The 22,550-nt window shown below is 48.8% G+C and carries 19 protein-coding genes; 14 read left to right on the forward strand and 5 right to left on the reverse strand.

Annotated features, from left to right (window positions below; all coding sequences use genetic code 11):
* Positions 1 to 104: 104 nt before the first annotated feature.
* From ACR0QE_RS03265 to ACR0QE_RS03275, 3 genes are all read left to right on the forward strand, one after another.
* On the forward strand, positions 105 to 1,400 hold the full coding sequence (locus ACR0QE_RS03265) for a TrkH family potassium uptake protein (protein WP_432626967.1): 1,296 nt from the start codon (positions 105 to 107) through the stop codon (positions 1,398 to 1,400).
* A 43-nt stretch (positions 1,401 to 1,443) separates the two neighbouring features.
* Complete coding sequence (locus ACR0QE_RS03270; protein WP_432626934.1) at positions 1,444 to 2,133, forward strand: potassium channel family protein; 690 nt, start codon at positions 1,444 to 1,446, stop codon at positions 2,131 to 2,133.
* Between the two features lie 334 nt (positions 2,134 to 2,467).
* The gene (locus ACR0QE_RS03275; protein ID WP_432626935.1) at positions 2,468 to 3,649 is read left to right on the forward strand and encodes an iron-containing alcohol dehydrogenase; all 1,182 of its coding nucleotides are present in this window, start codon (positions 2,468 to 2,470) and stop codon (positions 3,647 to 3,649) included.
* 151 nt (positions 3,650 to 3,800) lie between these two features.
* On the opposite strand, the gene rpiB is transcribed toward ACR0QE_RS03275, so the two are convergent.
* From rpiB to ACR0QE_RS03290, 3 genes are all read right to left on the reverse strand, one after another.
* The gene (rpiB, locus tag ACR0QE_RS03280) at positions 3,801 to 4,244 is read right to left on the reverse strand and encodes a ribose 5-phosphate isomerase B (RefSeq protein WP_432626936.1); all 444 of its coding nucleotides are present in this window, start codon (positions 4,242 to 4,244) and stop codon (positions 3,801 to 3,803) included.
* 104 nt (positions 4,245 to 4,348) lie between these two features.
* A complete protein-coding gene (gene aroC, locus ACR0QE_RS03285) occupies positions 4,349 to 5,425 on the reverse strand; it encodes a chorismate synthase (RefSeq protein ID WP_432626937.1) in 1,077 nt (358 codons plus the stop codon).
* A 132-nt stretch (positions 5,426 to 5,557) separates the two neighbouring features.
* Positions 5,558 to 6,619, reverse strand: a complete 1,062-nt coding sequence (locus tag ACR0QE_RS03290; protein ID WP_432626938.1) for a lactonase family protein — start codon at positions 6,617 to 6,619, stop codon at positions 5,558 to 5,560.
* A gap of 338 nt (positions 6,620 to 6,957) precedes the next feature.
* On the opposite strand from ACR0QE_RS03290, the gene ACR0QE_RS03295 reads away from it, so the two are divergent.
* From ACR0QE_RS03295 to ACR0QE_RS03335, 9 genes are all read left to right on the forward strand, one after another.
* The gene (locus ACR0QE_RS03295) at positions 6,958 to 7,491 is read left to right on the forward strand and encodes a helix-turn-helix domain-containing protein (protein WP_432626939.1); all 534 of its coding nucleotides are present in this window, start codon (positions 6,958 to 6,960) and stop codon (positions 7,489 to 7,491) included.
* A gap of 42 nt (positions 7,492 to 7,533) precedes the next feature.
* A complete protein-coding gene (locus ACR0QE_RS03300; RefSeq protein ID WP_432626940.1) occupies positions 7,534 to 8,610 on the forward strand; it encodes an ABC transporter ATP-binding protein in 1,077 nt (358 codons plus the stop codon).
* A complete protein-coding gene (locus ACR0QE_RS03305) occupies positions 8,603 to 9,415 on the forward strand; it encodes an ABC transporter permease (protein ID WP_432626941.1) in 813 nt (270 codons plus the stop codon). The genes ACR0QE_RS03300 and ACR0QE_RS03305 overlap by 8 nt, the downstream gene beginning before the upstream one ends.
* A 2-nt stretch (positions 9,416 to 9,417) precedes the next feature.
* Complete coding sequence (locus ACR0QE_RS03310; protein WP_432626942.1) at positions 9,418 to 10,212, forward strand: ABC transporter permease; 795 nt, start codon at positions 9,418 to 9,420, stop codon at positions 10,210 to 10,212.
* A gap of 52 nt (positions 10,213 to 10,264) precedes the next feature.
* Entirely contained in the window at positions 10,265 to 11,392 is a 1,128-nt protein-coding gene (locus ACR0QE_RS03315) for an ABC transporter substrate-binding protein (protein WP_432626943.1), read from the forward strand.
* A gap of 295 nt (positions 11,393 to 11,687) precedes the next feature.
* Positions 11,688 to 12,788, forward strand: coding sequence for an ABC transporter substrate-binding protein (locus ACR0QE_RS03320; protein WP_432626944.1), 1,101 nt, complete (start codon positions 11,688 to 11,690; stop codon positions 12,786 to 12,788).
* 144 nt (positions 12,789 to 12,932) lie between these two features.
* Positions 12,933 to 13,865 carry a LysR family transcriptional regulator gene (locus tag ACR0QE_RS03325; RefSeq protein WP_432626945.1) on the forward strand — a complete coding sequence of 311 codons (933 nt, stop codon included), beginning with the start codon at positions 12,933 to 12,935 and terminating at the stop codon, positions 13,863 to 13,865.
* A gap of 167 nt (positions 13,866 to 14,032) precedes the next feature.
* A complete protein-coding gene (locus tag ACR0QE_RS03330) occupies positions 14,033 to 14,236 on the forward strand; it encodes a DUF378 domain-containing protein (RefSeq protein ID WP_177977198.1) in 204 nt (67 codons plus the stop codon).
* A 264-nt stretch (positions 14,237 to 14,500) separates the two neighbouring features.
* On the forward strand, positions 14,501 to 15,796 hold the full coding sequence (locus tag ACR0QE_RS03335; RefSeq protein WP_432626968.1) for a dihydroorotase: 1,296 nt from the start codon (positions 14,501 to 14,503) through the stop codon (positions 15,794 to 15,796).
* 523 nt (positions 15,797 to 16,319) lie between these two features.
* Here ACR0QE_RS03335 and glgB read toward each other — a convergent pair.
* Positions 16,320 to 19,082, reverse strand: a complete 2,763-nt coding sequence (gene glgB, locus ACR0QE_RS03340) for a 1,4-alpha-glucan branching protein GlgB (RefSeq protein WP_432626946.1) — start codon at positions 19,080 to 19,082, stop codon at positions 16,320 to 16,322.
* A gap of 489 nt (positions 19,083 to 19,571) precedes the next feature.
* On the opposite strand from glgB, the gene ACR0QE_RS03345 reads away from it, so the two are divergent.
* Positions 19,572 to 20,102: a sporulation initiation factor Spo0A C-terminal domain-containing protein gene (locus ACR0QE_RS03345; protein ID WP_432626947.1), complete on the forward strand. Its 531-nt coding sequence runs from the start codon at positions 19,572 to 19,574 to the stop codon at positions 20,100 to 20,102.
* A gap of 91 nt (positions 20,103 to 20,193) precedes the next feature.
* On the opposite strand, the gene ACR0QE_RS03350 is transcribed toward ACR0QE_RS03345, so the two are convergent.
* Positions 20,194 to 20,733, reverse strand: coding sequence for an NUDIX hydrolase (locus tag ACR0QE_RS03350; RefSeq protein WP_432626948.1), 540 nt, complete (start codon positions 20,731 to 20,733; stop codon positions 20,194 to 20,196).
* Positions 20,734 to 21,090: 357 nt separating this feature from the next.
* Between ACR0QE_RS03350 and ACR0QE_RS03355 the strand changes: the two genes are divergently transcribed.
* Positions 21,091 to 22,299: a glycosyltransferase family 4 protein gene (locus tag ACR0QE_RS03355; RefSeq protein ID WP_432626949.1), complete on the forward strand. Its 1,209-nt coding sequence runs from the start codon at positions 21,091 to 21,093 to the stop codon at positions 22,297 to 22,299.
* Positions 22,300 to 22,550: the final 251 nt, after the last annotated feature.

Here is a 22,550-nt window from a genome sequence, read left to right on the forward strand (position 1 = left end):
ATTTTTGATTTTCAGAAAAATCTTCCCGGAGTCACTTTCCCATCTGACTTCGGGAAATCATTCTGATGACAATTTCATAAGGAGTCGTAATTATGGATTTTTTAATCCGAATGCTCAAGCGCACCACTCCCGTCAGAATCATTTCGCTTGGATTTGCCCTCGCGATTCTGGCCGGTTCCGGTCTGCTCATGCTGCCATGCAGCTTAAAAGCCGGCGTACACCTGCGCTACATCGATGCCCTCTACACTGCGACGAGCGCTGTCTGCGTCACCGGACTGATCGCTGTCGATGCCGGTGATACTTTCACCCCTCTCGGCCAGTTTTTTCTGGCTGTGATGATTCAGGTAGGCGGACTCGGCGTTACCGCAATCGGTGCCGGAATCATTCTTGCGATCGGACGCAAGATCAACCTGAAAGGACGCACCCTGATCCGTGAGGCGATGAATCTCGACTCCGGAAAAGGAATGATCCGCTTTATCCGCGCCGTATTTTTTACCACCATTCTCATCGAATCGATCGGCGCCGTACTCAGCTTCCTCGTATTTTCACGAAATTATCCCCCGCTCAAAGCTCTCGGAATCAGTATTTTCCACTCCATTGCCGCCTTCAACAACTCCGGTTTTGACATCCTCGGCGGAATGCAGAACCTGATTCCCTACCGGGACGATGTATTCTTAAATCTCGTGACCTGCGCTCTGATCTTTTTCGGCGGAATCGGCTTTCTTGTGATCTGTGAGCTCGTCCAGACGCGTCTTCACTGGAAAAAGCTGTCGATGCATGCCCGCGTCGTTCTCTCCGTCAGTTTCTTTCTGACATTCGGGGGAATGATTCTCTTAAAACTAACGGAAGACTTTTCCTGGCTCGTCGCATTTTTCCACAGCGTCTCTGCCAGAACAGCGGGATTTTCCACCTATCCGCTCGGAGACTTCCACACACCCGGACTTCTCGTGATGATGGTCCTGATGTTCATCGGCGCTTCCCCGGGTTCGACAGCCGGAGGCATCAAGACAAGCACCGTTTTTGTTTTGATCCAGGGCGTCAAGTCGGCGGCAACAAACCACACAGAGAAGGCATTCCACTATGCAATCCCGAAAGGTGCATTCCGGAAAGCCTCCGTCATCACAATCCTTGGCGGAAGCATCGTCTTTGTCTGTACCTATCTGCTCTCGATTTTAGAACCGCAGATTCCGCTCACCGATCTCCTCTTCGAATCCGTGAGCGCCTTCGGTACCGTCGGACTCTCCACCGGAATCACGACACAGCTGTGCACAGCTTCCAAGCTGCTGTGCATCCTTGTCATGTTTATCGGCCGCCTCGGCCCGCTGACCGTCTTCTCCCTGTGGCACTACACACTCGGAGAGCGCGTTCGCTATCCGGAAGGCAACATTTCAATCGGCTGACGGGCAGACTGCTTAACCGCTGCCCGTCCTATGGAGGACTTTTATGATCTTTGCAAAACATAAACCTGAAAAAACCTCTTACGGAATCATTGGTCTTGGACGTTTCGGCTCCGCTCTGACCGCAGAACTTGCGATGGCAGATGCCGATCTTCTCGTTCTCGACCGCGATGAAGACAAAGTCCGTGAGGCGAGAGAACTGACCGAGAATGCTCTCGTTGTCGGCAACCTCGACAAGAAAACCCTGATGGACACCGGCATCCAGAACTGTGATGTCGTTGTCGTCTGCATCGGAAGCCAGATGGAAGTCTCGATTCTGACCACCTTAAACCTCGTGAGTCTCGGAGTTCCGACCGTCATCGCAAAGGCAAACAGCCCGGAACACGGTGAGATTCTCGAGAAACTCGGCGCAAAAGTCGTTTACCCGGAGCGCGATATGGCAGTCCGTCTCGCCAACCGTCTCGAAAACAGCCGGGTCCTCGACTCCATCCAGCTGAGTGAGGAGATCAACATTTCCAAGATGGTCGTTCCCGATCGTCTCGCCGGAAAAAGCATTGTGGAGGCAAACCTTCGCTCCCGCTTCGGCTTAAATATCATTGCAATCGAGAGCGGCCAGACTGTGACCGACAACATCCGTCCGGACTATGTGTTCCAGAAGAATGATACAATCATTCTCTGCGGAAGCCGTGACGGTCTCTTCCGCTTAAATGAGTGGAATGAGGAAAATCATCGATAAGATCTGTCAGACGCTGTCGGTATTGCAGATATATTGTAGATATTTTCACACTCTTTACACAAACTTCACGCGGGCATTTATAGGAATCTTGCTGTATTTTCCTATGAATCGCCCGCTTTTTTGCACATTTCTTTCATTTTTTCTATATTTACTCTTGACATTGAGAATTTTTAGCGTTAAAATATTAACGAAATCAAGGAGAGGTCGGGAAACGTTCAGAAAATCTTTGCTGAGCCTTCTCTGACACTTACAAAGCAACAAAGGTGATGAACCAAAAAGGAACATGAGCTCAGACCAATAACATTTTAAAATCAGAACAGGAGGATATGTTATTATGATGAGATTTACATTACCGAGAGATATGTACTATGGTAAAGGTGCATTGGAAGATCTGAAGAAACTGCAGGGTAAGAAAGCCATCGTTGTATCCGGCGGTCACTCCATGAGAAAGGGCGGCTTCCTTGATCGCGTTGAGGCTTATCTGAAAGAGGCCGGCATGGAAGTCAAATTCTTCGAGGGCGTTGAGCCGGATCCGTCTGTTGAGACTGTTATGAAGGGCGCACAGGCAATGACCGAATTCCAGCCTGACTGGATCGTTGCCATCGGCGGTGGTTCTCCGATCGATGCAGCAAAGGCTATGTGGGCATTCTATGAGTACCCGGATACCACGTTCGAGGATCTGATCGTTCCGTTCAACTTCCCGAAGCTGAGAACGAAAGCTCACTTCTGTGCAATTCCTTCCACATCCGGAACTGCTACCGAGGTAACTGCATTCTCCGTTATCACCGATTACGCAAAGGGAATCAAGTATCCGTTAGCTGACTTTGAGATCACTCCGGATGTTGCTATTCTGGATCCGGATCTGGTTGCATCTCTTCCGGTTAAGCAGGTTGCATACACCGGTATGGACGCTCTGACCCATGCAATCGAGGCATACGTTTCCACGCTGCATACCCCGTTCACCGATGCTCTCGCAATCAAGGCAATCGAGATGGTTGTCGACAATCTGCCGGCTTCCTACAAGTGCAATATGGATGCAAGAGAGCAGATGCACTATGCACAGTGTCTTGCAGGCCAGGCATTCTCCAATGCCCTGCTCGGTATCGTTCACTCGATGGCTCACAAGACCGGCGCCGCATTCTCAACCGGACATATTCCGCACGGCTGTGCAAATGCAATCTATCTGCCATATGTTATCAAGTACAATGCGCATGAGCCGGAGGCAAAGCGCCGTTATGCCGACATCGCAAGAAGAATCGGTCTTGGCGGAGTATCCGAGGACTCTCAGGTCAATGCCCTGTGCGATCTGATCAGCGCATACAACACGAAGCTGAACATCCCGCACACTCTGAAAGAGTTCGGTATCGATGAGGCTGAGTTCAAGGAGAAAGTTGCAACGATCGCTGCAAACGCAGTCGGCGATGCCTGCACCGGATCCAACCCGAGATCCATCACCCCGGAGCAGATGGAGAAGCTGTTCACCTGCACATACTACGGAACCGAAGTTGACTTCTAATTTTATTACCTTCATTTTGAATGAATGATAGAAATTAGAACCATGAAATCACAATTTCAAAATTCCTTTACCATTGATTTTCTATAAAAAAGAGAAGGAGTCTCGCAATCGCCCGCGAGGCTCCTCCTTTTCTGTCTATTGATTCTTAATCTTATGCGTTTTTCTCAATCTCCATCAGCATATCGACACGGCGCTGGTGACGACCACCCTCGTACTCGTTGTCAAGCCACTCATCCACGATCATCTTTGCCATCTCAACACCGATGACGCGCGCACCGAAAGTCAGCACGTTGGTGTCATTGTGTCTTCTCGACATGCGGGCACTGTACGGCTCACTGCAGGTGCAGACGCGAACACCGTTTACCTTGCCTGCCGCAATTCCGATACCGATTCCTGTTCCGCAAATTGCAATGCCGTACTTTGCCTCGCCGGAAGCAACCGCACGTCCGACTTTCTCACCGTATGCCGGATAATCACAGCTCTCAGAAGAGTTCGTTCCGAAGTCGATAACCTCGTATCCCTTGGACTCCACATATGCCTTGATCTCATTTTTCATTTCCACTGCTGAGTGATCATTTGCCATTGCAATTTTCATTTTCCTGTCTCCTCCAAAATCATAATCGATCGCTTAAATTAACAAATCTTATTATATTGTACTTCTCTATTTTTCGGAATCTTTCAAGTTCTGTTCTTTTCTTTTTACAGCTTTGCACAGCGATTCTGAAGCAGAAGATCTGCAATCGTCAGTGCAGTCATACATTCCACGACGACAACGGCTCTCGGCACAATCACCGGATCATGTCTGCCATGAATCTCGATCCGGGTATTCTCACCGGAACGGTTCACAGTCTGCTGCTCTCTCGAAATCGACGGCGTCGGCTTGAACGCCGCGCGCAGGACAATCTGGCTTCCGTCGCTCATTCCGCCAAGAATTCCTCCTGCATGGTTCGACATTTTCTTCACGCTTCCGTCCTCACCGATACAGAACGGATCGTTGTTCTCGGATCCGCGCATCTTTGCCACTGCAAATCCATCTCCGATCTCAAAGCCTTTGACTGCCCCGATCGACATGATCGCCTTTGCAAGACACGCATCAAGTTTGTCAAAGACCGGCTCTCCGACGCCGGCCGGAACTCCGTCCGCAACGCACTCGACAATGCCGCCGGCAGAATCTTGAGTCTCAATCAGACGCGCAAGATATTCTCCCGCCTCCGCTGCCGCAACCGCATCCGGCATATTCAGCGGATTCCGGTCGCGCTCAGAAAGATCAAAGCGTTCCGGATCAATCTCAAAGTCTCCGATGCTCTTCACATACGCAGTCACCTTGATTCCAAAATGCTCAAGCAGCTTGCATGCAACTGCGCCTGCCGCCACGCGGGCGGTCGTCTCTCTTCCAGAAGAACGCCCACCGCCACGGTAATCGCGGAATCCGTATTTGGAGTCAAATCCAAAGTCCGCATGACCCGGGCGGTACACATCCATGATATTTCCATAATCTCTCGATCTCTGATCCGTATTCCGAACCATCATCGCAATCGGAGTTCCAGTCGTCTTTCCCTCAAAGACGCCCGATAAGATCTCTACAAGATCACTCTCCTGTCTCGCTGTCGTGTAACGGCTCTGGCCCGGTTTTCTCCTGTTCAGATAAGGCTGGATGTCCTCCTCGCTCAGCGGAAGGCCTGCCGGACATCCGTCGATCGTGACACCGATTCCCTTTCCATGGGACTCTCCCCAGGTCATAACGCGAAACACAGTCCCAAATGTTGATCCTGCCATTCTTCTCTCACTCCTGTTCTGCCGGACTGTCCCGAATCTCTTTCTGACAGCCCGGCCCTCTCTCTGCTCACACTCCGGTCCATTCTCAAATTTTCTTTCAGATTGGCTGCCGGATCCGTCGCTGACTTTCCATTAGTCGCTGACTTTTACGATTGCACAGCTGTTCGGCTCGTTGCACTTGATCTCATTTGCGCTCATGATCAGCAGACCTTTCTCATAGTCCACCTTGAAGAATGTGATCGTGCCGCTTCCGTGGTTGATGCAGGCAATGTGTCTGTCGTCCGGGAATACGGCGATATCCTTCGGATACTCTCCGCTGATCGGCAGACAGCAGATCTGGGTCAGCAGACCCGTCTCCGGATCACGGTTGTATACAGAAACGGTCTCATCTCCGGCATTTCCGCAGAACATATGTCTCTCATCCGGTGAAAATCTCAGTGCACAGGCTGCCGTCTGCTGGCTTGCCTTCTTGCCGGTTGTCGAGATCGTCTGGATTTTCTCGATCTTCGGCACACGATTTCCCGTTTCGTAAGTAAATACGTCGATCGTGTTCTTCTGCTCAGACAGCAGATATGCAAACTTTCCGTCGGAGCTGAAGCGGAAGCAGCGCGGTGCGGACTCGATGTCGCACGGGATCATGTCAACCTGTACCAGGTGCTCGTCCTTCTCATCGAACTTGTAGATCTTTACCTGATCCAGACCGGAGTCAACTGCCAGAACAAACTTGTTGTCCGGGGTACGGCGGCAGCAGCTCACATGCGGGCGGAAGTTTCTCTCTGCAACACTTCCGAGTCCCTTGTGGAAGACGCCATCCACGATCTCGCCGACTCCGCCATCCTTTCTCAGACGCAGAACTGTCGCTTTTCCGTCATGATATCCGGATACGAAAATATACTTGTCATCGGCATCTGTAGAGAGATGACAGCCTCTCATGCCGTTGATCTTTGCACTGTTCAGTCTGGAAAGGCTGCCGTTCTCAAGAATTCGGAATGCCACAACACCCTCATCTGCGATCGAGTACAGAGTCTTTCCGTCGCTGGATGCAATCACATAAGAAGAATTGTCCACTTCCACTTCACAGCGCTCGTGAAAAACGCCTTTCTCCACATCCACGTCGTAGACGGTAATTCCCTTCGCTTTTCCTGTGTAAGAATAAGAACCTACATATGCCATATATTTTCCTGAAACAGCCATTTTCAATTCCTCCTTAGATCCCCTTTTCGGTCTTTCGTTTCTCTTCACAAATACGATTTGTTACCGTTCAGAAACTTCCTGTCTGTATACAGTAACAACTGTTTCTATATTACCACACTCTCCTGAAAAAATCTATTGAGAATCTATTGACATACAGAGATTTTTCTGTATAATGAATGTTGTTTTGTGTTTATTAATACTAAACTTTGAGATTAATTTTACATTGATTTAATATTTCTAAACTTTTTGGTTAACATTGGACGCGTCGCCGGCGCGTCCTTGCTATGCAAGGCAACAAAAAGTATCCGGAAATATCCGGATCTTCAGGAGGCATCTGTATGGATATCGGTTTAAAGCTGAAAGAGCTGAGAATCTTAAAAGGGCTCACACAGGAAGAGCTGGCTGACCGTGCGGAACTGTCCAAAGGCTTTATTTCCCAGTTGGAGAGGAACTTAACTTCTCCCTCCATTGCGACCCTGACCGATATTTTACAGTGTCTCGGTACTTCTCTGGGAGAATTCTTCAATGAGACGCCGGAGGAACAGATCGTATTTGGAAAAGCGGATTATTTTGAGAAATATGAGGCAGACTTAAAAAACACAATCAAGTGGATCATTCCAAACGCCCAGAAAAATGTGATGGAACCAATCCTCCTCACGCTGGAAGCCGGCGGTTCCACCTACCCGGACACTCCTCATGAGGGAGAGGAATTCGGCTACGTGCTTCAGGGCAGTGTCGCCATTCATATCGGGAGCAAAACTTACCGCGCAAAGAAGGGGGAATCCTTCTACTTCACCGCGGACAAACAACATTATTTGACCAGCAAAGCGGGAGCAACTCTGATCTGGGTCAGCTCTCCGCCAAGTTTTTAATTTTGGATAAAAACGGATCACACACATGAGGAGGAGACGTACATGGGTCAGTCTTTAATCGATTTAGTGAATATTTCCAAGAGCTTTGACGGGACAATGGTTCTGGATGACTTAAATCTTTCCGTAAAAGAAAATACATTTGTCACGCTTCTTGGCCCCAGCGGCTGCGGAAAAACCACAACCTTGAGAATCATCGGAGGTTTTGAGAAAGCAGACACCGGCAAAGTCATTTTCGACGGCACCGAGATCAATGATCTTCCGCCGAACAAGCGCCAGTTAAACACCGTATTTCAGAAATACGCGCTGTTCACCCACATGAACATTGCAGAGAATATCGCTTTTGGTTTGAAGATCAAGGGCAAATCAAAGGCATACATCGACGATAAAATCAAATATGCGCTCAAACTCGTAAACCTCGACGGCTACGAGAAGCGCACGGTTGACTCCCTCAGCGGAGGTCAGCAGCAGCGTATCGCGATCGCGCGCGCGATTGTAAACGAGCCTCGCCTTCTGCTTCTCGACGAGCCGCTCGGCGCTCTCGACTTAAAGCTGCGCCAGGATATGCAGTATGAGCTGATCCGCCTGAAAAATGAGCTCGGCATCACCTTCATCTACGTCACCCACGATCAGGAGGAGGCACTGACGATGTCCGACACGATCGTCGTCATGAACCAGGGCTACATTCAGCAGATGGGCACTCCGGAGCAGATCTACAACGAGCCGGAGAACGCATTCGTCGCCGACTTCATCGGTGAGAGCAACATCGTTCCGGGCGTGATGCTTCACGATGAGCTCGTAGAGATCTTCGGCGCCAAATTTGCCTGTGTCGACAAGGGATTTGGCACCAATAAGCCGGTCGACGTCGTGATCCGTCCTGAGGATATCGAACTTGTCGAGCCGGAGCAGGGTACCCTGACCGGAACCTGCACACACCTGATCTTCAAGGGTGTCCACTACGAGATGGAAATCACAACCCCGGACGGCTTTGAGTGGCTGGTTCACTCCACCACCCTCTGCCCGGTCGGCAAAAAAGTGGGCCTGCGCGTTGATCCGTTCAACATCCAGATCATGAACAAACCTGCTTCTGAAGATGAGGAGGCGGTTGGAGTCAATGAATAAGAAATTATTATCCGGACCTTATCTTTTCTGGATGATCGGCTTTACGATCATCCCGCTCGCCCTGATCGTGTACTACGGACTGACTGACAAGAGCGGAGCGTTCACGCTCGCAAACGTTCTGTCGATCTCAACACCGGAACACATCAAGGCACTCTGGCTCTCCCTCGGGCTCTCCTTTGTGAGCACGATCATCTGCCTTGTGCTTGCCTATCCGCTCGCAATGATCCTGCGAAACCGGAATGTCGGAAGCGGCAGTTTTATCGTCTTCATCTTCATCCTTCCGATGTGGATGAATTTCCTGCTCCGCACCCTTGCATGGCAGACCCTGCTTGAGAAAGCCGGCGTCATCAACGGTATCCTCGGTATGCTTCATCTGCCGAAGCAGAACCTGATCAACACCCCGGGAGCGATCATCCTCGGCATGGTTTACAATTTCCTGCCGTTCATGGTTCTTCCGATTTACAATGTTTTATGCAAGATTGACGACAACACGATCAATGCCGCCCGCGACCTCGGAGCCAACTTTTTCCAGACTTTCATCTGGGTATGGTTACCATTAAGTGTACCGGGTATCATCAGCGGAATCACCATGGTGTTCGTTCCGGCACTGACCACCTTCGTCATCTCCAACCTCCTCGGTGGAAGCAAGATCCTTCTGATCGGAAACGTCATCGAGCAGGAATTCACCAAGGGAAGCAACTGGAATATGGGTTCCGGCCTTTCCCTCGTACTGATGATCTTTATCTTAATCAGCATGGCGCTGATTGCAAAATATGACAAAAACGGAGAAGGGAGCGGATTCTAATCATGAAGAAATCAAAATGGAATCTCCGGCGCATCTGGCAGGATTTTTATCTCGTCATCATCATGATTTTCCTATATGCGCCCATTGCGACGATGGTCGTTCTGTCCTTTAACAGTTCCAAGTCCCGTACCCAGTGGGGCGGATTCACCCTCCTCTGGTACACGGAGATGTTTGCAAGCCGTAACATCATGGATGCCCTTCAGAATACGCTTCTGATCGCCTTTTTATCGGCTCTGATCGCAGTCATCATCGGAACGGCGGCAGCCATCGCAATCAACAGCATGAAGCCGGTTCCGCGCACGATCATGATGGGCATTACAAATATCCCGATGCTCAACGCCGACATCGTGACCGGCATCTCCCTGATGCTTGCGTTCATTGCCTTCGGCATCTCACTTGGATTTCAGACGGTTCTGATCGCCCACATCACGTTCAACATTCCATACGTGATCTTGAGCGTCATGCCGAAGCTTAAACAGACGAGTAAATTCACTTACGAGGCGGCTCTCGATCTTGGTGCAAGCCCGATTCGCGCTTTCTTCAAGGTCGTTTTCCCGGACATTCTTCCGGGCGTGCTCTCCGGCTTTCTGCTGGCATTCACGATGTCGCTCGATGATTTCATCATCACCCATTTCACGAGAGGTGCAGGTATCAACACCCTGTCCACCCTGATTTACAGCGAGGTGCGCCGAGGCATCAAACCGTCAATGTACGCACTGTCCACCGTGATCTTCGCTGCGGTTTTGATTCTGCTCATTATCAGCAATTTTGCACCGCGCAAAAAGGCGGAGCAGTAACATTTTGATTTTTTAATTAAGATTTTTTAATTAATTAGAGGAGATTTTGATTATGAAAAAAATAGTACTTGCAGTATCCCTGACCTCCCTGACTGCATGCTCTGCCCTGCTTCTTTCCGGCTGTGGCGGAAACGCAACTGGTTCTTCCTCCGCGGACAATAGCGGAAACGGAAGTGGTTCCAATGAGCTTTATGTATACAACTGGGGCGAATACATCGATGAGGATGTGATCGACCAGTTCGAGGAGGAGACCGGAATCAAGGTCATCTACGATATGTTCGAGACGAACGAGGAAATGTATCCGGTTATCGAAGCAGGCGGTGTCAACTACGATGTGGTCTGCCCTTCTGACTACATGATCCAGAAGATGCGTGAGAATGATCTTCTCGCAGAGATCAACTTTGACAATGTTCCAAATCTCAAGGAGATCGATCCGACCTATCTGGAAATGTCAAAATCATTTGACCCGGAAAACAAGTACTCCGTGCCTTACACCTGGGGAACCGTCGGCATCCTCTACAACACGAAGATGATCGAGGAGCTCGGCATGGACGCTCCGACCAAGTGGTCCAATCTCTGGGATGAACGCCTTAGCGGCGAGATCCTGATGCAGGACAGCGTGCGCGACGCCTTCATGGTTGCTTTAAAGAAAGACGGCTATTCCATGAACTCTGAGAATGAAGATGAGCTTCAGCAGGCAAAACAGGATCTGATCGATCAGAAACCTCTCGTTCAGGCTTACGTCATCGACCAGGTGCGCGACAAGATGATCGGCGGCGAGGCTGCTGTCGGCGTTGTCTACTCCGGCGAGATGCTCTACATCCAGAACGAGGTGAAAGACCTCGGCCTCGATTACGCTCTGGAATATGTGATCCCGGAAGAGGGAACAAACCTCTGGATCGATTCCTGGGTCATCCCGAAGAATGCGAAGAACAAAGAGAACGCAGAGAAGTGGATTGATTTTCTCTGCCGTCCGGAAATCGCAAAGCAGAACTTTGATTACATCACTTACTCCACCCCGAACAAGGGCGCTTTCGATCTGCTCGACGAGGAGATCCAGAACAACAAGGCTGTCTTCCCGGATATCGATTCTCTGAAAGACAGCGAAGTGTACGAATATCTCGGCGATGAGACTGACTCCATCTACAATGAGCTGTGGAAAGAGGTTAAGTCGAACTAATTTACACTCGATCAAGGTTTGCTGATTAGCTGGTTGACTACTAGTTCCCGGCTCCTACAGTGGCAAAAGGTCGTGCAAACTCGCTCTCGCTCCGGGTTCTGTCAACGGAAGCGTCACTGGCGCTTCCTCGACATGCAGTGCAACGTAGCAGTGCATAAGATCGCAAACTACGCGATCTAAGCACTGACGTCTCACACGGGTTTGCCCTGACTTTTCCACCTCCGTCGCCTATGTACATAAAAAAATGAAATTAAAAATCTGACATCATATGTCTACTAAGAAGGGAAAAAACATTATGAAAAAACTGCTTCTGTTTGCATCTGCACTGACCATCCCCTGCCTTCTTCTTGCAGGATGTGGTTCTTCCTCCGCTTCTTCTCAGGGAAAAGAGGGCGGCGATGAGGACAACAAGCTCTATGTATACAACTGGGGTGAGTACATCGATGAGAGTGTCATCGATGAGTTTGAGAAAGAAACCGGCATTGAGGTTGTCTACGATATGTACGAGACAAACGAGGAAATGTTCCCGGTCATCGAAGCCGGCGGTATCGCTTACGATGCAGTCTGCCCTTCTGATTTCATGATCCAGAAAATGCGTGAACATGATCTTCTCGCAGAGATCAATTTTGACAATGTCCCAAATCTCAAGGAGATTGACCCGCTCTATCTCGAGCTTGCAAAATCCTTCGATCCGGAAAACAAGTATGCAGTTCCATACACCTGGGGCACGATCGGCATCCTCTACAACAAGGAGCGCCTTGAAGAGCTCGGCGTGGAGCCTCCGACCAAATGGTCCGATCTCTGGGATGAGCGCCTTGACGGCGAAATCCTGATGCAGGACAGCATCCGCAGTGCCTTCATGACCGGTCTCAAGAAGAACGGCTACTCCATGAACAGCACAAACCCGGATGAGATCACCAAGGCAAAAGACGATCTGATCGCACAGAAACCTCTCGTTCAGGCTTACGTGGTTGACCAGGTCCGCGATAAGATGATCGGCGGCGAGGCTGCTGTCGGCGTCATCTATTCTGGCGAGATGCTCTACATCCAGAACGAGGCAAATGCTGCCGACAATCTGATCTACGTCATTCCGGAGGAGGGAACCGATCTCTTCATCGACTGCTGGGTAATCCCGAAGAATGCAAAGCACAAGGAAAATGCAGAGAAATGGATCGACTTCCTCTGCCGTCCGGAAATTGCAAAGAAGAACTTCGAGTACATCACCTACTCCACCCCGAACAAGGGCGCTTTCGATCTGCTTGACGAAGATCTCCAGAACAACAAGGCCATCTTCCCGGATGTGGATTCTCTGAAAAACTGTGAAGTCCTCAAATACCTGGGTGATGAGGTCGATGATCTCTACAACGAAGCGTGGAAAGAGGTTAAATCCAAATAACTCACAGAAAACTTGCAGAAGTTTTCTTCTCACTCACATATTTTAAATCGACGCTCGCAAAGCGTCTCTCTCATCCCACTTCGGTCTGTATATCCGTATACATGTGCCGGGGTGGGATATTTTTTGTGAAAGGAGTTTTTTTCTATGACACTTCAGCAGATGCACTATGTGATCACAATCTCTGAGACCGGGTCTTTCAATAAGGCAGCAGAACTTCTCTATGTCGCCCAGCCCTCGCTGACAAGTGCGATTCAGGAACTGGAGCGTGAAACCGGCATTCTGATCTTTCACCGGAGTGGACGCGGAGTGACTCTGACAAACGACGGTGCCGAGTTTCTGAGCTATGTCCGGCAGATCTATCACCAGTACGAGATTCTCCAGAGCAAATATGGGAAAAACGGAAACCTTAAAAAGAAATTTGGTGTCTCCACCCAGCACTACTCTTTTGCCGTAAAAACTTTTGTGGAGATGGTCAAACACTTCAACACTTCTGACTATGAGTTCGCAATCCGTGAGACGAAGACCCGTGATGTCATTGACGATGTAAATACGATGCGAAGTGAGATCGGAATTCTCTATCTGAATGATTTTAACCGGGCCGTGCTGACCAAACTCTTCCACTCCAACAACCTGGAATTTCATAAGCTGATTGACTGCCAGCCCTACGTCTATCTCTGGCGAAACCATCCTCTCGCCTCCCTGCCCTCCATCCGTTTTGCCCAGCTTGCAGACTATCCGTGTCTCTCTTTCGAGCAGGGCGACAACGGCTCTTTCTATTTTGCAGAGGAAATCCTGAGCACCAACGAATACTCACGAATCATCAAAGCCTGCGACCGCGCCACGATGCTGAACCTGATGATCGGTTTAAACGGCTATACGCTCTGCTCCGGCATCATCTGCGAAGAACTCAACGGAGATGAGTATGTTGCCGTTCCGCTTGAAGGAGAGAGTGACAATCCGGGCGGAGCGATGGAGATCGGATATCTCGTCAAAAAAAATGTGATTTTGAGTCAGATGGGAGAAATCTACATCCGGGAAATCCGCGATTATCTCGGAAACCTTTCGCAGAAATCCTGAATGTAAATGAAACATTCCCGCAGAGCTTGCTATACATTGTCACAGGTTTTTATTTTGCCTGCGCGTATATTTTTCCTGCGCGTACTTACTAATTGCGTATATATCGCGTATATGTATAATTCCGCTTTTTCCGTGTCATACTGTCTGTAAAAGGAGGTATATTTGCCATGCGGAATAAAGCAATGGATTACACCGCGCTGACACTCTCCATCATCGGCGCCGTCAACTGGGGGCTAATCGGATTTTTCAATTTCAATCTGGTCGCGTTTCTGTTCGGAAGCATGACCTGGCTCTCACGGATCATCTACGCTCTGGTCGGACTCTGCGGTCTTTATCTGATCAGTTTTTACGCATCCGACAGCAACAGCTGACCATGAGTAATCCCACCGCAGTCCGCCTGATTTTGCTTGCAGACGGCTGCGGTTTTTTTCTGTCTGTTCAAAAATTTTTCACTCGTATACAGTAACATTCTTTTTGTTCTTTTGATCCATTTTCTTTCTTCACTTTTCTTCCTGTCTTTCTGTTCATTTTCCGCATTTCGTGATATGCTAAATTTATAAGCAGTTACCGAGATTTTTACAGAGCTGTTTTTCAGTGTTTCAACGATTGGATTGTTAGGAGGACAAAAGATTATGATGCTGATTCAAGGTGGACGGGTGATCGATCCGAAGACAGGAACCGACGCCGTCATGGATGTAGCTGTTGAAAATGGAAAAATTGTAGAGATGGGAGCAAATCTGGCGGACCGTTATCCAAACTGCGATTCGATCATTGATGCGCGCGGTCTTGTGGTTGCCCCGGGACTCATCGATGTTCATGTACATTTCCGTGATCCGGGACTCACCTACAAAGAGGATATCCATACCGGAGCAATGGCTTCCGCTGCCGGTGGCTTTACAACGGTTGTCTGCATGGCAAACACAAAACCGCCAGTTGACAACGTAGAAACGCTCGAGTATGTCATCCGCGAGGGCAAGAAGACCGGAATCAACGTGCTCACCGCCGCAAATATCACCGTCGGCATGAAGGGTGAAATCCTCACAGACATGGAAGAGCTCAAAGCACATGGAGCAGTCGGCTTTACCGATGATGGCATCCCGCTCAGGGATTCCTCCCTCGTGCGCAGGGCGATGGAAGAAGCCGTTCGCCTGAACGTACCGTTAAGTTTTCATGAGGAAGACCCTGCTCTTATCACAAACAACGGCATCAACCGCGGAGCTGTCTCTGACAAGCTCGGAATCGGCGGTTCTCCTGCTGCCGCAGAGGATGTCCTCGTCGCCCGCGACTGCATGCTGGCTCTCGACACCGGTGCTGTCATCGACATCCAGCACATCAGCTCCGGTCACTCTGTCCGCCTCGTCGAACTGGCCCAGGATCTCGGCGCCCACATTGTCGCTGAGGTTACGCCTCATCATTTCACACTTGATGAGAGCGCAGTGCTCAAACACGGCTCTCTCGCTAAAATGAACCCGCCTCTGCGTACCCCGTCCGACCGTGAAGAAATCATCCGCGGACTCAAAGAAAATATCATCACCGTCATCGCGACTGACCATGCTCCGCACAGCGCAGAAGAGAAGTCCAGGCCGTTGACTGAGTGTCCGAGCGGTATCATCGGACTCGAGACTGCCCTTGCGCTCGGCATCACAAGCCTTGTGCGTGCCGGCCACCTCTCCCTCTCCGAGCTTCTCGCAAAAATGACACTGAACCCGGCAACCCTCTATCACTTAGAGACGACAAAAGGCTGGATCGGTGCCGGATCCGACGCAGACCTCGTCCTGTTTGATCCGGATGAATCGTGGACAGTCGAGAACTTCCACTCGAAATCCAGCAACTCCCCGTTCCTCGGTGAGACCCTGTTCGGAAAAGTACATTACACGATCTGCAACGGAGAGATCGCTTACCGCGCAGATACGGATTCTTTCAATTTCTAAATTTAACATGGGAAAGAAATGAAAATGTTCGCTAATTGACATTTTTAATAACTCATGATAGTATAATTAAAGAAAGAGAGTGCTACTGATAGACGGTTAGCCCGATATAAACTGAAACAAAAATAGTCGCTTAGTTTACCAGACCTGGGCGGCTATTTTTGTGATTTATGATTATCTTTACCTAATGTGTATCCGACACTAAAGCAGGTTAAGCCGAAACTTATCACTGCGATAAAATCTATAATACTCATTGGCTTAGCCCTCCTTTCCCATGGATTCCTTTTCAGGTTTCTATGTAATCAGAGGGGTGCTGAGTGCCAGTGGCACTCGTTGAGCACCGACCGAAACGGAGTGTAGACCACAGTCCCTCTGTTGAAGGACTAACCGCCTACCGTTATAAGGTAGCACCCTTGTTTTAATTATAACAGCCAATAAATATAACCGCAATAAGAATTTCATCCGCTACCTCAAAAGCCCATTCTCACAAAAAATTGAGAGGATGGGCTTTCTCTTATTATTTTACTTACTTATTCTTCTTTGTATGTTTCTTTAAATTTTTCTTTGCTCTCGCACGGTTTCCTCTTGCCGGTTTCTTCGCAACAGGCTTTGTCTCTTCCGGTTTTGTCTCGGCTTTTACCGCTGCAACTTCTGCCGGCTTCTCCTCCGGCTTCGGTTCAGCCTCAACCTTTACTACCGGCTTCTCTTTCTCTGATTCAGCTTTTGCCGATGCTTCCACTTTCGCCTCAGCTTTTGCTTTTCCTTCAGCTGCCGGAGCAACCGCTTCAACTACCTTTTTAACTCCTTCAATCGGCTTCGTCTCCGTTTTCTTTTCTTCCGTTACCGGAGCAACTACTGATTCCACTTTCTCCGCAGCCTTCTCTTTTACAGATTTCACAGTCTTTGCTGCTCTTGTAGCCTTCGTTGTCTTCGTTGCCTTCGTAGCCTTTGCAGTTTCTGTCTGCTCCGCTTTCTCTGCCTTCTCTGCGGTGCTCTTTACACTCTTTGTGCTCTTCTTAGCTGTTGTGCGGGTGGAAGCTGCTTTCTTCGCTGCTGCCGGCGTGCAGGAGAATACCGTCACAGACATCGGCGGCACATCAATCACAATCGACTCCGGACGCTCATCGCACTCTTCTGCCTTGCTCGTCTTGACTCTCGGATTTCCCTTTCCGCTTCCGCCGAATGCACTCGCATCACTGTTGAAGATCTCTTTATATTTTCCATGGAACGGAACGCCAACACCAAAGCTCTCATGCTCCACCGGTGCAAAGTTGCAGACAAACAGAAGCGTCTCTTCCGGCTTATCTGTCTTTCTGAGGAAGACCACAATATCATCATTTGCAGAAGTACAGTTGATCCACTCAAAACCTTCCGGTTCGAAATCCTTCTGATAGAGTGCCGGATGGGAGGTATAGAATTCGTTCAGTGCCTTCACATAGTTCTGCATATTTTTGTGCAGCGGATATTCCAGAATATCCCACGGAAGCTCTTCATTTTCGTTCCACTCGGAAATCTGTCCAAACTCCTGACCCATAAACAGAAGTTTTCTTCCCGGATGTCCGTACATGAATCCGTAAGCCGCACGCAGGTTTGCCGCCTTGTCCTCATACGTTTCGCCCGGCATCTTCAAGAGCATCGAAGCCTTTCCATGTACCACCTCATCATGAGAGAATACCAGAATGAAATCTTCACTGTATGCATAGAGCATGCTGAATGTCAGCTCACCGTAGTGATGACTGCGGAAATACGGGTCATACTGCATATATCCGGTGAAATCATTCATCCATCCCATATTCCACTTATAGTCAAATCCAAGACTTCCGTCCTTTACATCTCCGGTGACCTGCGGCCATGCCGTAGACTCCTCAGCGATCAGGACAGCTCCTTTCTCACGTTTCTTGAAAACGCTGTTCAGATGTTTCAGGAACTCCACTGCCTCGAGATTCTCATGTCCGCCGTAAATATTCGGAATCCACTCACCCTCATTCTTGCCATAGTCAAGATACAGCATCGATGCAACTGCATCCATACGGATTCCGTCAGCATGATACTTCTCCGCCCAGAACAGGGCATTTGCAATCAGGAAATTGCATACCTGCGGACGACCATAATTGTAAATCAGAGTTCCCCAGTGCGGATGTGAACCCTGTCTCGGATCCTGATGCTCGTACACACAGGTTCCATCAAAACATGCCATGCCATAGCTGTCGCGCGGGAAGTGTGCCGGTACCCAGTCGAGAATCACAGAGATTCCCTGCTCATGCATATAGTTCATGAAATACATAAAATCATCCGGAGTTCCGTAACGGCTTGTCGGAGCATAGTATCCTGTCACCTGATATCCCCAGGACGCATCGAGCGGATGCTCCATCACCGGCATCAGTTCCACATGGGTATATCCCATTTTCTTTACATACTCAGCAAGTCTCGGTGCGATCTCGCGGTAATTATAGAACTCGGAACCAACTACCTCCTGTCCATTTTCATCGACTGCAAGTTCCTTGCGGATCCAGGAGCCAAGATGAAGCTCATAGATGGACATCGGCAGATCCTTCGAGTCCGTCTTCGCTCTCTTTGCCATCCAGTCGTCATCTGTCCATGCAAACTGGTTCGTGTTCCAGACAATCGAAGCATTATTCGGGCGAAGCTCCGCATAATTTGCATACGGATCTGCTTTCAGCATCGGCTCTCCGCGATGTGTCTTGATCTCATACTTATAGATCTCTCCGCTCTGAACTCCCGGAATAAAAAGTTCAAAAATGCCGGAATCCCCCTGACGTTTCATCTGATGACGGCGGCCATCCCAGCTGTTAAAGTTTCCGACAACACTCACACGCATTGCACAAGGTGCCCACACGGAGAAGAATACACCGCTCACCCCGTCGATCTCCATCGGATGTGCGCCCATCTTCTCATAAACATCATAGTAAGTTCCGGCCGCAAATTTCTTCTTTTCATCCTCGGTGTACTGAGATGCAAATGCATACGGATCATGAATCTCTTCCTCTGCTCCGGTATCCCAGGTAATCACAAGCGTGTACTTTGCCATGCTCTTTCTCGGAATCCGCACTGCAAAATATCCTGCCTCATCCTGCTGCTCCATCGGATATTTTTTCCCGCCTGCCGTAAGCTTCACAGTCACTCCCGCCGCACGCGGAATAAACGCCTGAATGACCAGTCCCTCTTCCGTCATATGCGGTCCCAGAAGACGCTCTGGATTTGCCGCCTCCGAATATACAATCTCTTCAATTCCTGCCCAATCCATCAAATCATATAATACCTTATCCATCCGTCTCCCCCTCATGATCAATATTCCGCAGACACCCCAAAATGTCAAACACCCCTCATCCCATCGCAAAATTCTTAAAAATTTTCAAAATGCTCGACTGTTCTGGGCTGTTTCCGTTTTAATTCTGATTATTATTATATCTTATTTCTTTCTGCATGACAATCAAGAATGAACAGAAATTCCCGCCTGTATCCGGTAACTCTATAATGCACCCGTTTTTGAGATCTGGTCTGATTTAATGAGATTCAGAGCGTGCAAAAAAATTCATTTTGCAGTCTTTGCGCTCGGGAAACCTGATGGAGATCTGCCAGAACGACACAAAAAAGAGACCAGACATATCCAGAAAGCAGGCAGAACATATGCAGAGCATATGCAAAACCCACTCAAAACGTATGCAAACTGGATGCGTCGAAAAATGTCGACCGCTTCTGTTTGATTTCCAGATATGAACCATATAAGATTGCAATAGCAGAAAGCGGAGGCTTTGTCATGTACGAAAGAAAAACGGAACTAGAAACCATTCTCCAGCAATTCGGCGCTGGTGAACATTACAGTGGATACAAGTTTTGCATCCGTGCTGTCGAGATCGCTCTCGAACACCCGGAGACCTTGAATTCCATCACAAAATGTATTTATCCAGAAATCGCAGATCTCTATCACACGAGCCGCAAATGTGTGGAGCGAAATCTCCGAACCATGGTCGAAAAGATCTGGAAAAGCGGCGGAAAAGAATTTTTCTGCGGACCTGATTCTGACAATCAAAAACGTCCGAGCAATTCCCGTTTTATTGAAATGCTTGTTCAGATTTTAAACTCAGAAACTCCCATCTCGGGGAAAAATTTATGCCAATTCTGTGCAGTCACCGCACATTATAAAGAGCGCATCGCCCATATGGAATCGGAGGCTGCCAAACAGCAGGAAACCATCGACTGGATGCATGATATGATCTGGGATCTCCTCGGAGAAAAGAAAAAATATCTTGCAGAGATCGAACAGCTCCAGAAAAATCAGCAGAATTAATTTGTATAGGCAGTACTTGTTTTTTAGCCAATCTAAAAACGAGCGCACACCCCACCCAAGTTCAAACAGCTATGGACGTGGTGTGCGCTTCTCAGAATATTTTTCCCAGTGCTGCATAGAGTGCTGCCGCATGAACTGCCTGCACAAATGTCCCTTTTTCCAGTTCCTCTCTAACCTTGGAAACAGACATCTCAACAATCTCGAGTTCTTCCGTCTCATCAAGGTGCTGACCCTGGGTTCGCTTCACACCCTTTGCCAGAAAACACCACGCATAGTTGCTCGACTTCGATGCATCCGGCGCCAGCTTAAACAGGAATTCCCACTCTCCTCCCGTACATCCGGTCTCTTCCGCAAGCTCCCTGCGCGCAGCAATCTCCGGCGCCTCGCCCGGCTCCATGCATCCTGCCGGAAGCTCCAGAAGAACCTCCTCAACTCCGTGGCGATACTGGCGCACAAGTATCACATTTCCCTCCTCCGTCACGGGAACAATCACAGCAAAATCCGGAATGTGATTCACATAAAATGGCTCAATCACAGTTCCGTCTGACAATCTGCATTTGCTCGCCTCAATGTCGATCCACCGATCCTTTAAAACAGTTTTTCGATCCAGCACTTCCCATTTTTTTATCATAACTCTTTCCTCCACAAATGTTTTTTCATCCCTGTATCCCCACTTCACTTTTCTGAATTCCATCATACCAAAGTTGTTTTCCACAGGCAAGCATCTCACAGGTTTTCCACATTTTTCGCAGAATCAGAAAAATCATTTTTATCCACCGGCGTTCCATATCTTTTCTCTTTTATTTTGTGGTATAGTATACCTTGTATACTCTGTTTAAAATGCTTACACAGCATGGAATCATGGAATGCATGGATGAGCGTCCTGTTTTCCATTTGCTGCCGGCTGTCAGTCTATCAAAAATCATTGTACATGTACTGTAAAATGTCCTCCACTTTATTATTAGAAAGGTTCAGGTAACAGAAACATATGAGTAACCCAACATCAAAAAAGAAAGTACTTCTCGTCACCACAGTGAGCGGATTCGTTCCTCAATTCGAGATGAACAATGTCCACATTTTGCAGGAGATGGGATATGAGGTTCATTACGCCGCAAATTACAATATGCCCTCCTACGGCAATGACAACCATCGCCTCGACGGAACCGGAATCATCCGGCACCAGATTGATTTTGTCCGCAGTCCTTTCGATCCGTCCAACATCAAAATTTACCGCCAGCTCTGCCGCCTGATGAAGGAAGAATCTTTTTCTCTCGTTCACTGCCATACTCCGATGGGCGGAGTCATGGCACGCCTTGCCGCACACAGCACTCACACCGGCCCTGTGATCTATACGGCTCATGGTTTTCACTTTTTTACAGGTGCTCCGCTCATCAACTGGCTTTTTTATTACCCGATGGAACGCTTCCTGTCGCGTTTTACCTTACAGCAGCTCTGCATCAATCAGGAAGATTACAAGCGCGCCAAACATTCTTTCCATGCCCGCTATGTCGATTACATTCCCGGAGCCGGAATAGACTTAAACCGGATCCCTGAATACAGCGAGGAGAAAAACAGACAGAAGCGCAAAGAACTCGGGCTTGCGGATGATGCCGTCTTTCTGCTCTCCTCCGGCGAACTCATCAAACGCAAAAATCACGAAACCATTCTGAGATCACTTGCCATGCTCAAACAGGAGGGACGACTCTCTCCGTCGATCCGCTATGTGATCTGCGGTCACGGAAAACTTGATGAGTATCTCAAATCACTGGCAAAAGAATTATCGCTCGACAAGGTCGTGATCTTTGCCGGTTATCGAAAAGATATTTTAGATCTCTGTCAGGCCTGTGATCTCTATGTTTTCCCGTCCTATCAGGAGGGCCTTCCGATGGGACTGCTCGAAGCGATGGCTTGCGGCTGTCCTGTACTCTGTTCAGATATCCGCGGAAATCAGGATCTCATGGGAACTCCGTCCCGGACAGAGGAAAATCTTGAATTCTGTCCCGGCGGAATTATGATCCGCAAAGCGGATGATGCCGACAGTTTTAAAAAAGGTCTTCTCACCCTGACCGCAGATCCGCAGCAGCTCAAAGAGATGGGCAAATTTAATGCAGCCCACTGCACAAAATTTTCCCAGCCTCAGGTGGAATCCATCATGAGAAAAATTTATTCGAGGGCTGTTTCCGCAGACGCACACTGATAAAAAAGGATGTGCCTTGTCACATTTTCACGCCGAGGCACGATGGTCTCGGCACTCCTCTTCCCCACCTGCATATCTTGTTTGTAGGTGGGGAATTTTTTGTCGTTTTCCTTTCTAAAAAGTCCCTAAAAAAATCCCTAAAAATCATCGCCCATCCGCTGTATTCCACGTCTTTTGCAAACAAAGACATTTTTTGTGGCATATTTATACATTTTTCGACATAAAAGCGCCATTTAGGGCGATATATCGCC

Source organism: Brotaphodocola sp., assembly GCF_050873065.1.
Classification (GTDB): Bacteria; Bacillota; Clostridia; order Lachnospirales; family Lachnospiraceae; genus Brotaphodocola.

Bases quoted from the DNA above. Each gene is read 5' to 3' on its own strand.
- ACR0QE_RS03270 (WP_432626934.1), top strand. From the start codon at position 1,444: ATGATCTTTGCAAAACATAAACCTGAAAAAACCTCTTACGGAATCATT.
- ACR0QE_RS03275 (WP_432626935.1), top strand. From the start codon at position 2,468: ATGATGAGATTTACATTACCGAGAGATATGTACTATGGTAAAGGTGCA.
- rpiB (WP_432626936.1), bottom strand. From the start codon at position 4,244: ATGAAAATTGCAATGGCAAATGATCACTCAGCAGTGGAAATGAAAAAT.
- aroC (WP_432626937.1), bottom strand. From the start codon at position 5,425: ATGGCAGGATCAACATTTGGGACTGTGTTTCGCGTTATGACCTGGGGA.
- ACR0QE_RS03290 (WP_432626938.1), bottom strand. From the start codon at position 6,619: ATGGCTGTTTCAGGAAAATATATGGCATATGTAGGTTCTTATTCTTAC.
- ACR0QE_RS03295 (WP_432626939.1), top strand. From the start codon at position 6,958: ATGGATATCGGTTTAAAGCTGAAAGAGCTGAGAATCTTAAAAGGGCTC.
- ACR0QE_RS03300 (WP_432626940.1), top strand. From the start codon at position 7,534: ATGGGTCAGTCTTTAATCGATTTAGTGAATATTTCCAAGAGCTTTGAC.
- ACR0QE_RS03305 (WP_432626941.1), top strand. From the start codon at position 8,603: ATGAATAAGAAATTATTATCCGGACCTTATCTTTTCTGGATGATCGGC.
- ACR0QE_RS03310 (WP_432626942.1), top strand. From the start codon at position 9,418: ATGAAGAAATCAAAATGGAATCTCCGGCGCATCTGGCAGGATTTTTAT.
- ACR0QE_RS03315 (WP_432626943.1), top strand. From the start codon at position 10,265: ATGAAAAAAATAGTACTTGCAGTATCCCTGACCTCCCTGACTGCATGC.
- ACR0QE_RS03320 (WP_432626944.1), top strand. From the start codon at position 11,688: ATGAAAAAACTGCTTCTGTTTGCATCTGCACTGACCATCCCCTGCCTT.
- ACR0QE_RS03325 (WP_432626945.1), top strand. From the start codon at position 12,933: ATGACACTTCAGCAGATGCACTATGTGATCACAATCTCTGAGACCGGG.
- ACR0QE_RS03330 (WP_177977198.1), top strand. From the start codon at position 14,033: ATGCGGAATAAAGCAATGGATTACACCGCGCTGACACTCTCCATCATC.
- ACR0QE_RS03335 (WP_432626968.1), top strand. From the start codon at position 14,501: ATGCTGATTCAAGGTGGACGGGTGATCGATCCGAAGACAGGAACCGAC.
- glgB (WP_432626946.1), bottom strand. From the start codon at position 19,082: ATGGATAAGGTATTATATGATTTGATGGATTGGGCAGGAATTGAAGAG.
- ACR0QE_RS03345 (WP_432626947.1), top strand. From the start codon at position 19,572: ATGTACGAAAGAAAAACGGAACTAGAAACCATTCTCCAGCAATTCGGC.
- ACR0QE_RS03350 (WP_432626948.1), bottom strand. From the start codon at position 20,733: ATGATAAAAAAATGGGAAGTGCTGGATCGAAAAACTGTTTTAAAGGAT.
- ACR0QE_RS03355 (WP_432626949.1), top strand. From the start codon at position 21,091: ATGAGTAACCCAACATCAAAAAAGAAAGTACTTCTCGTCACCACAGTG.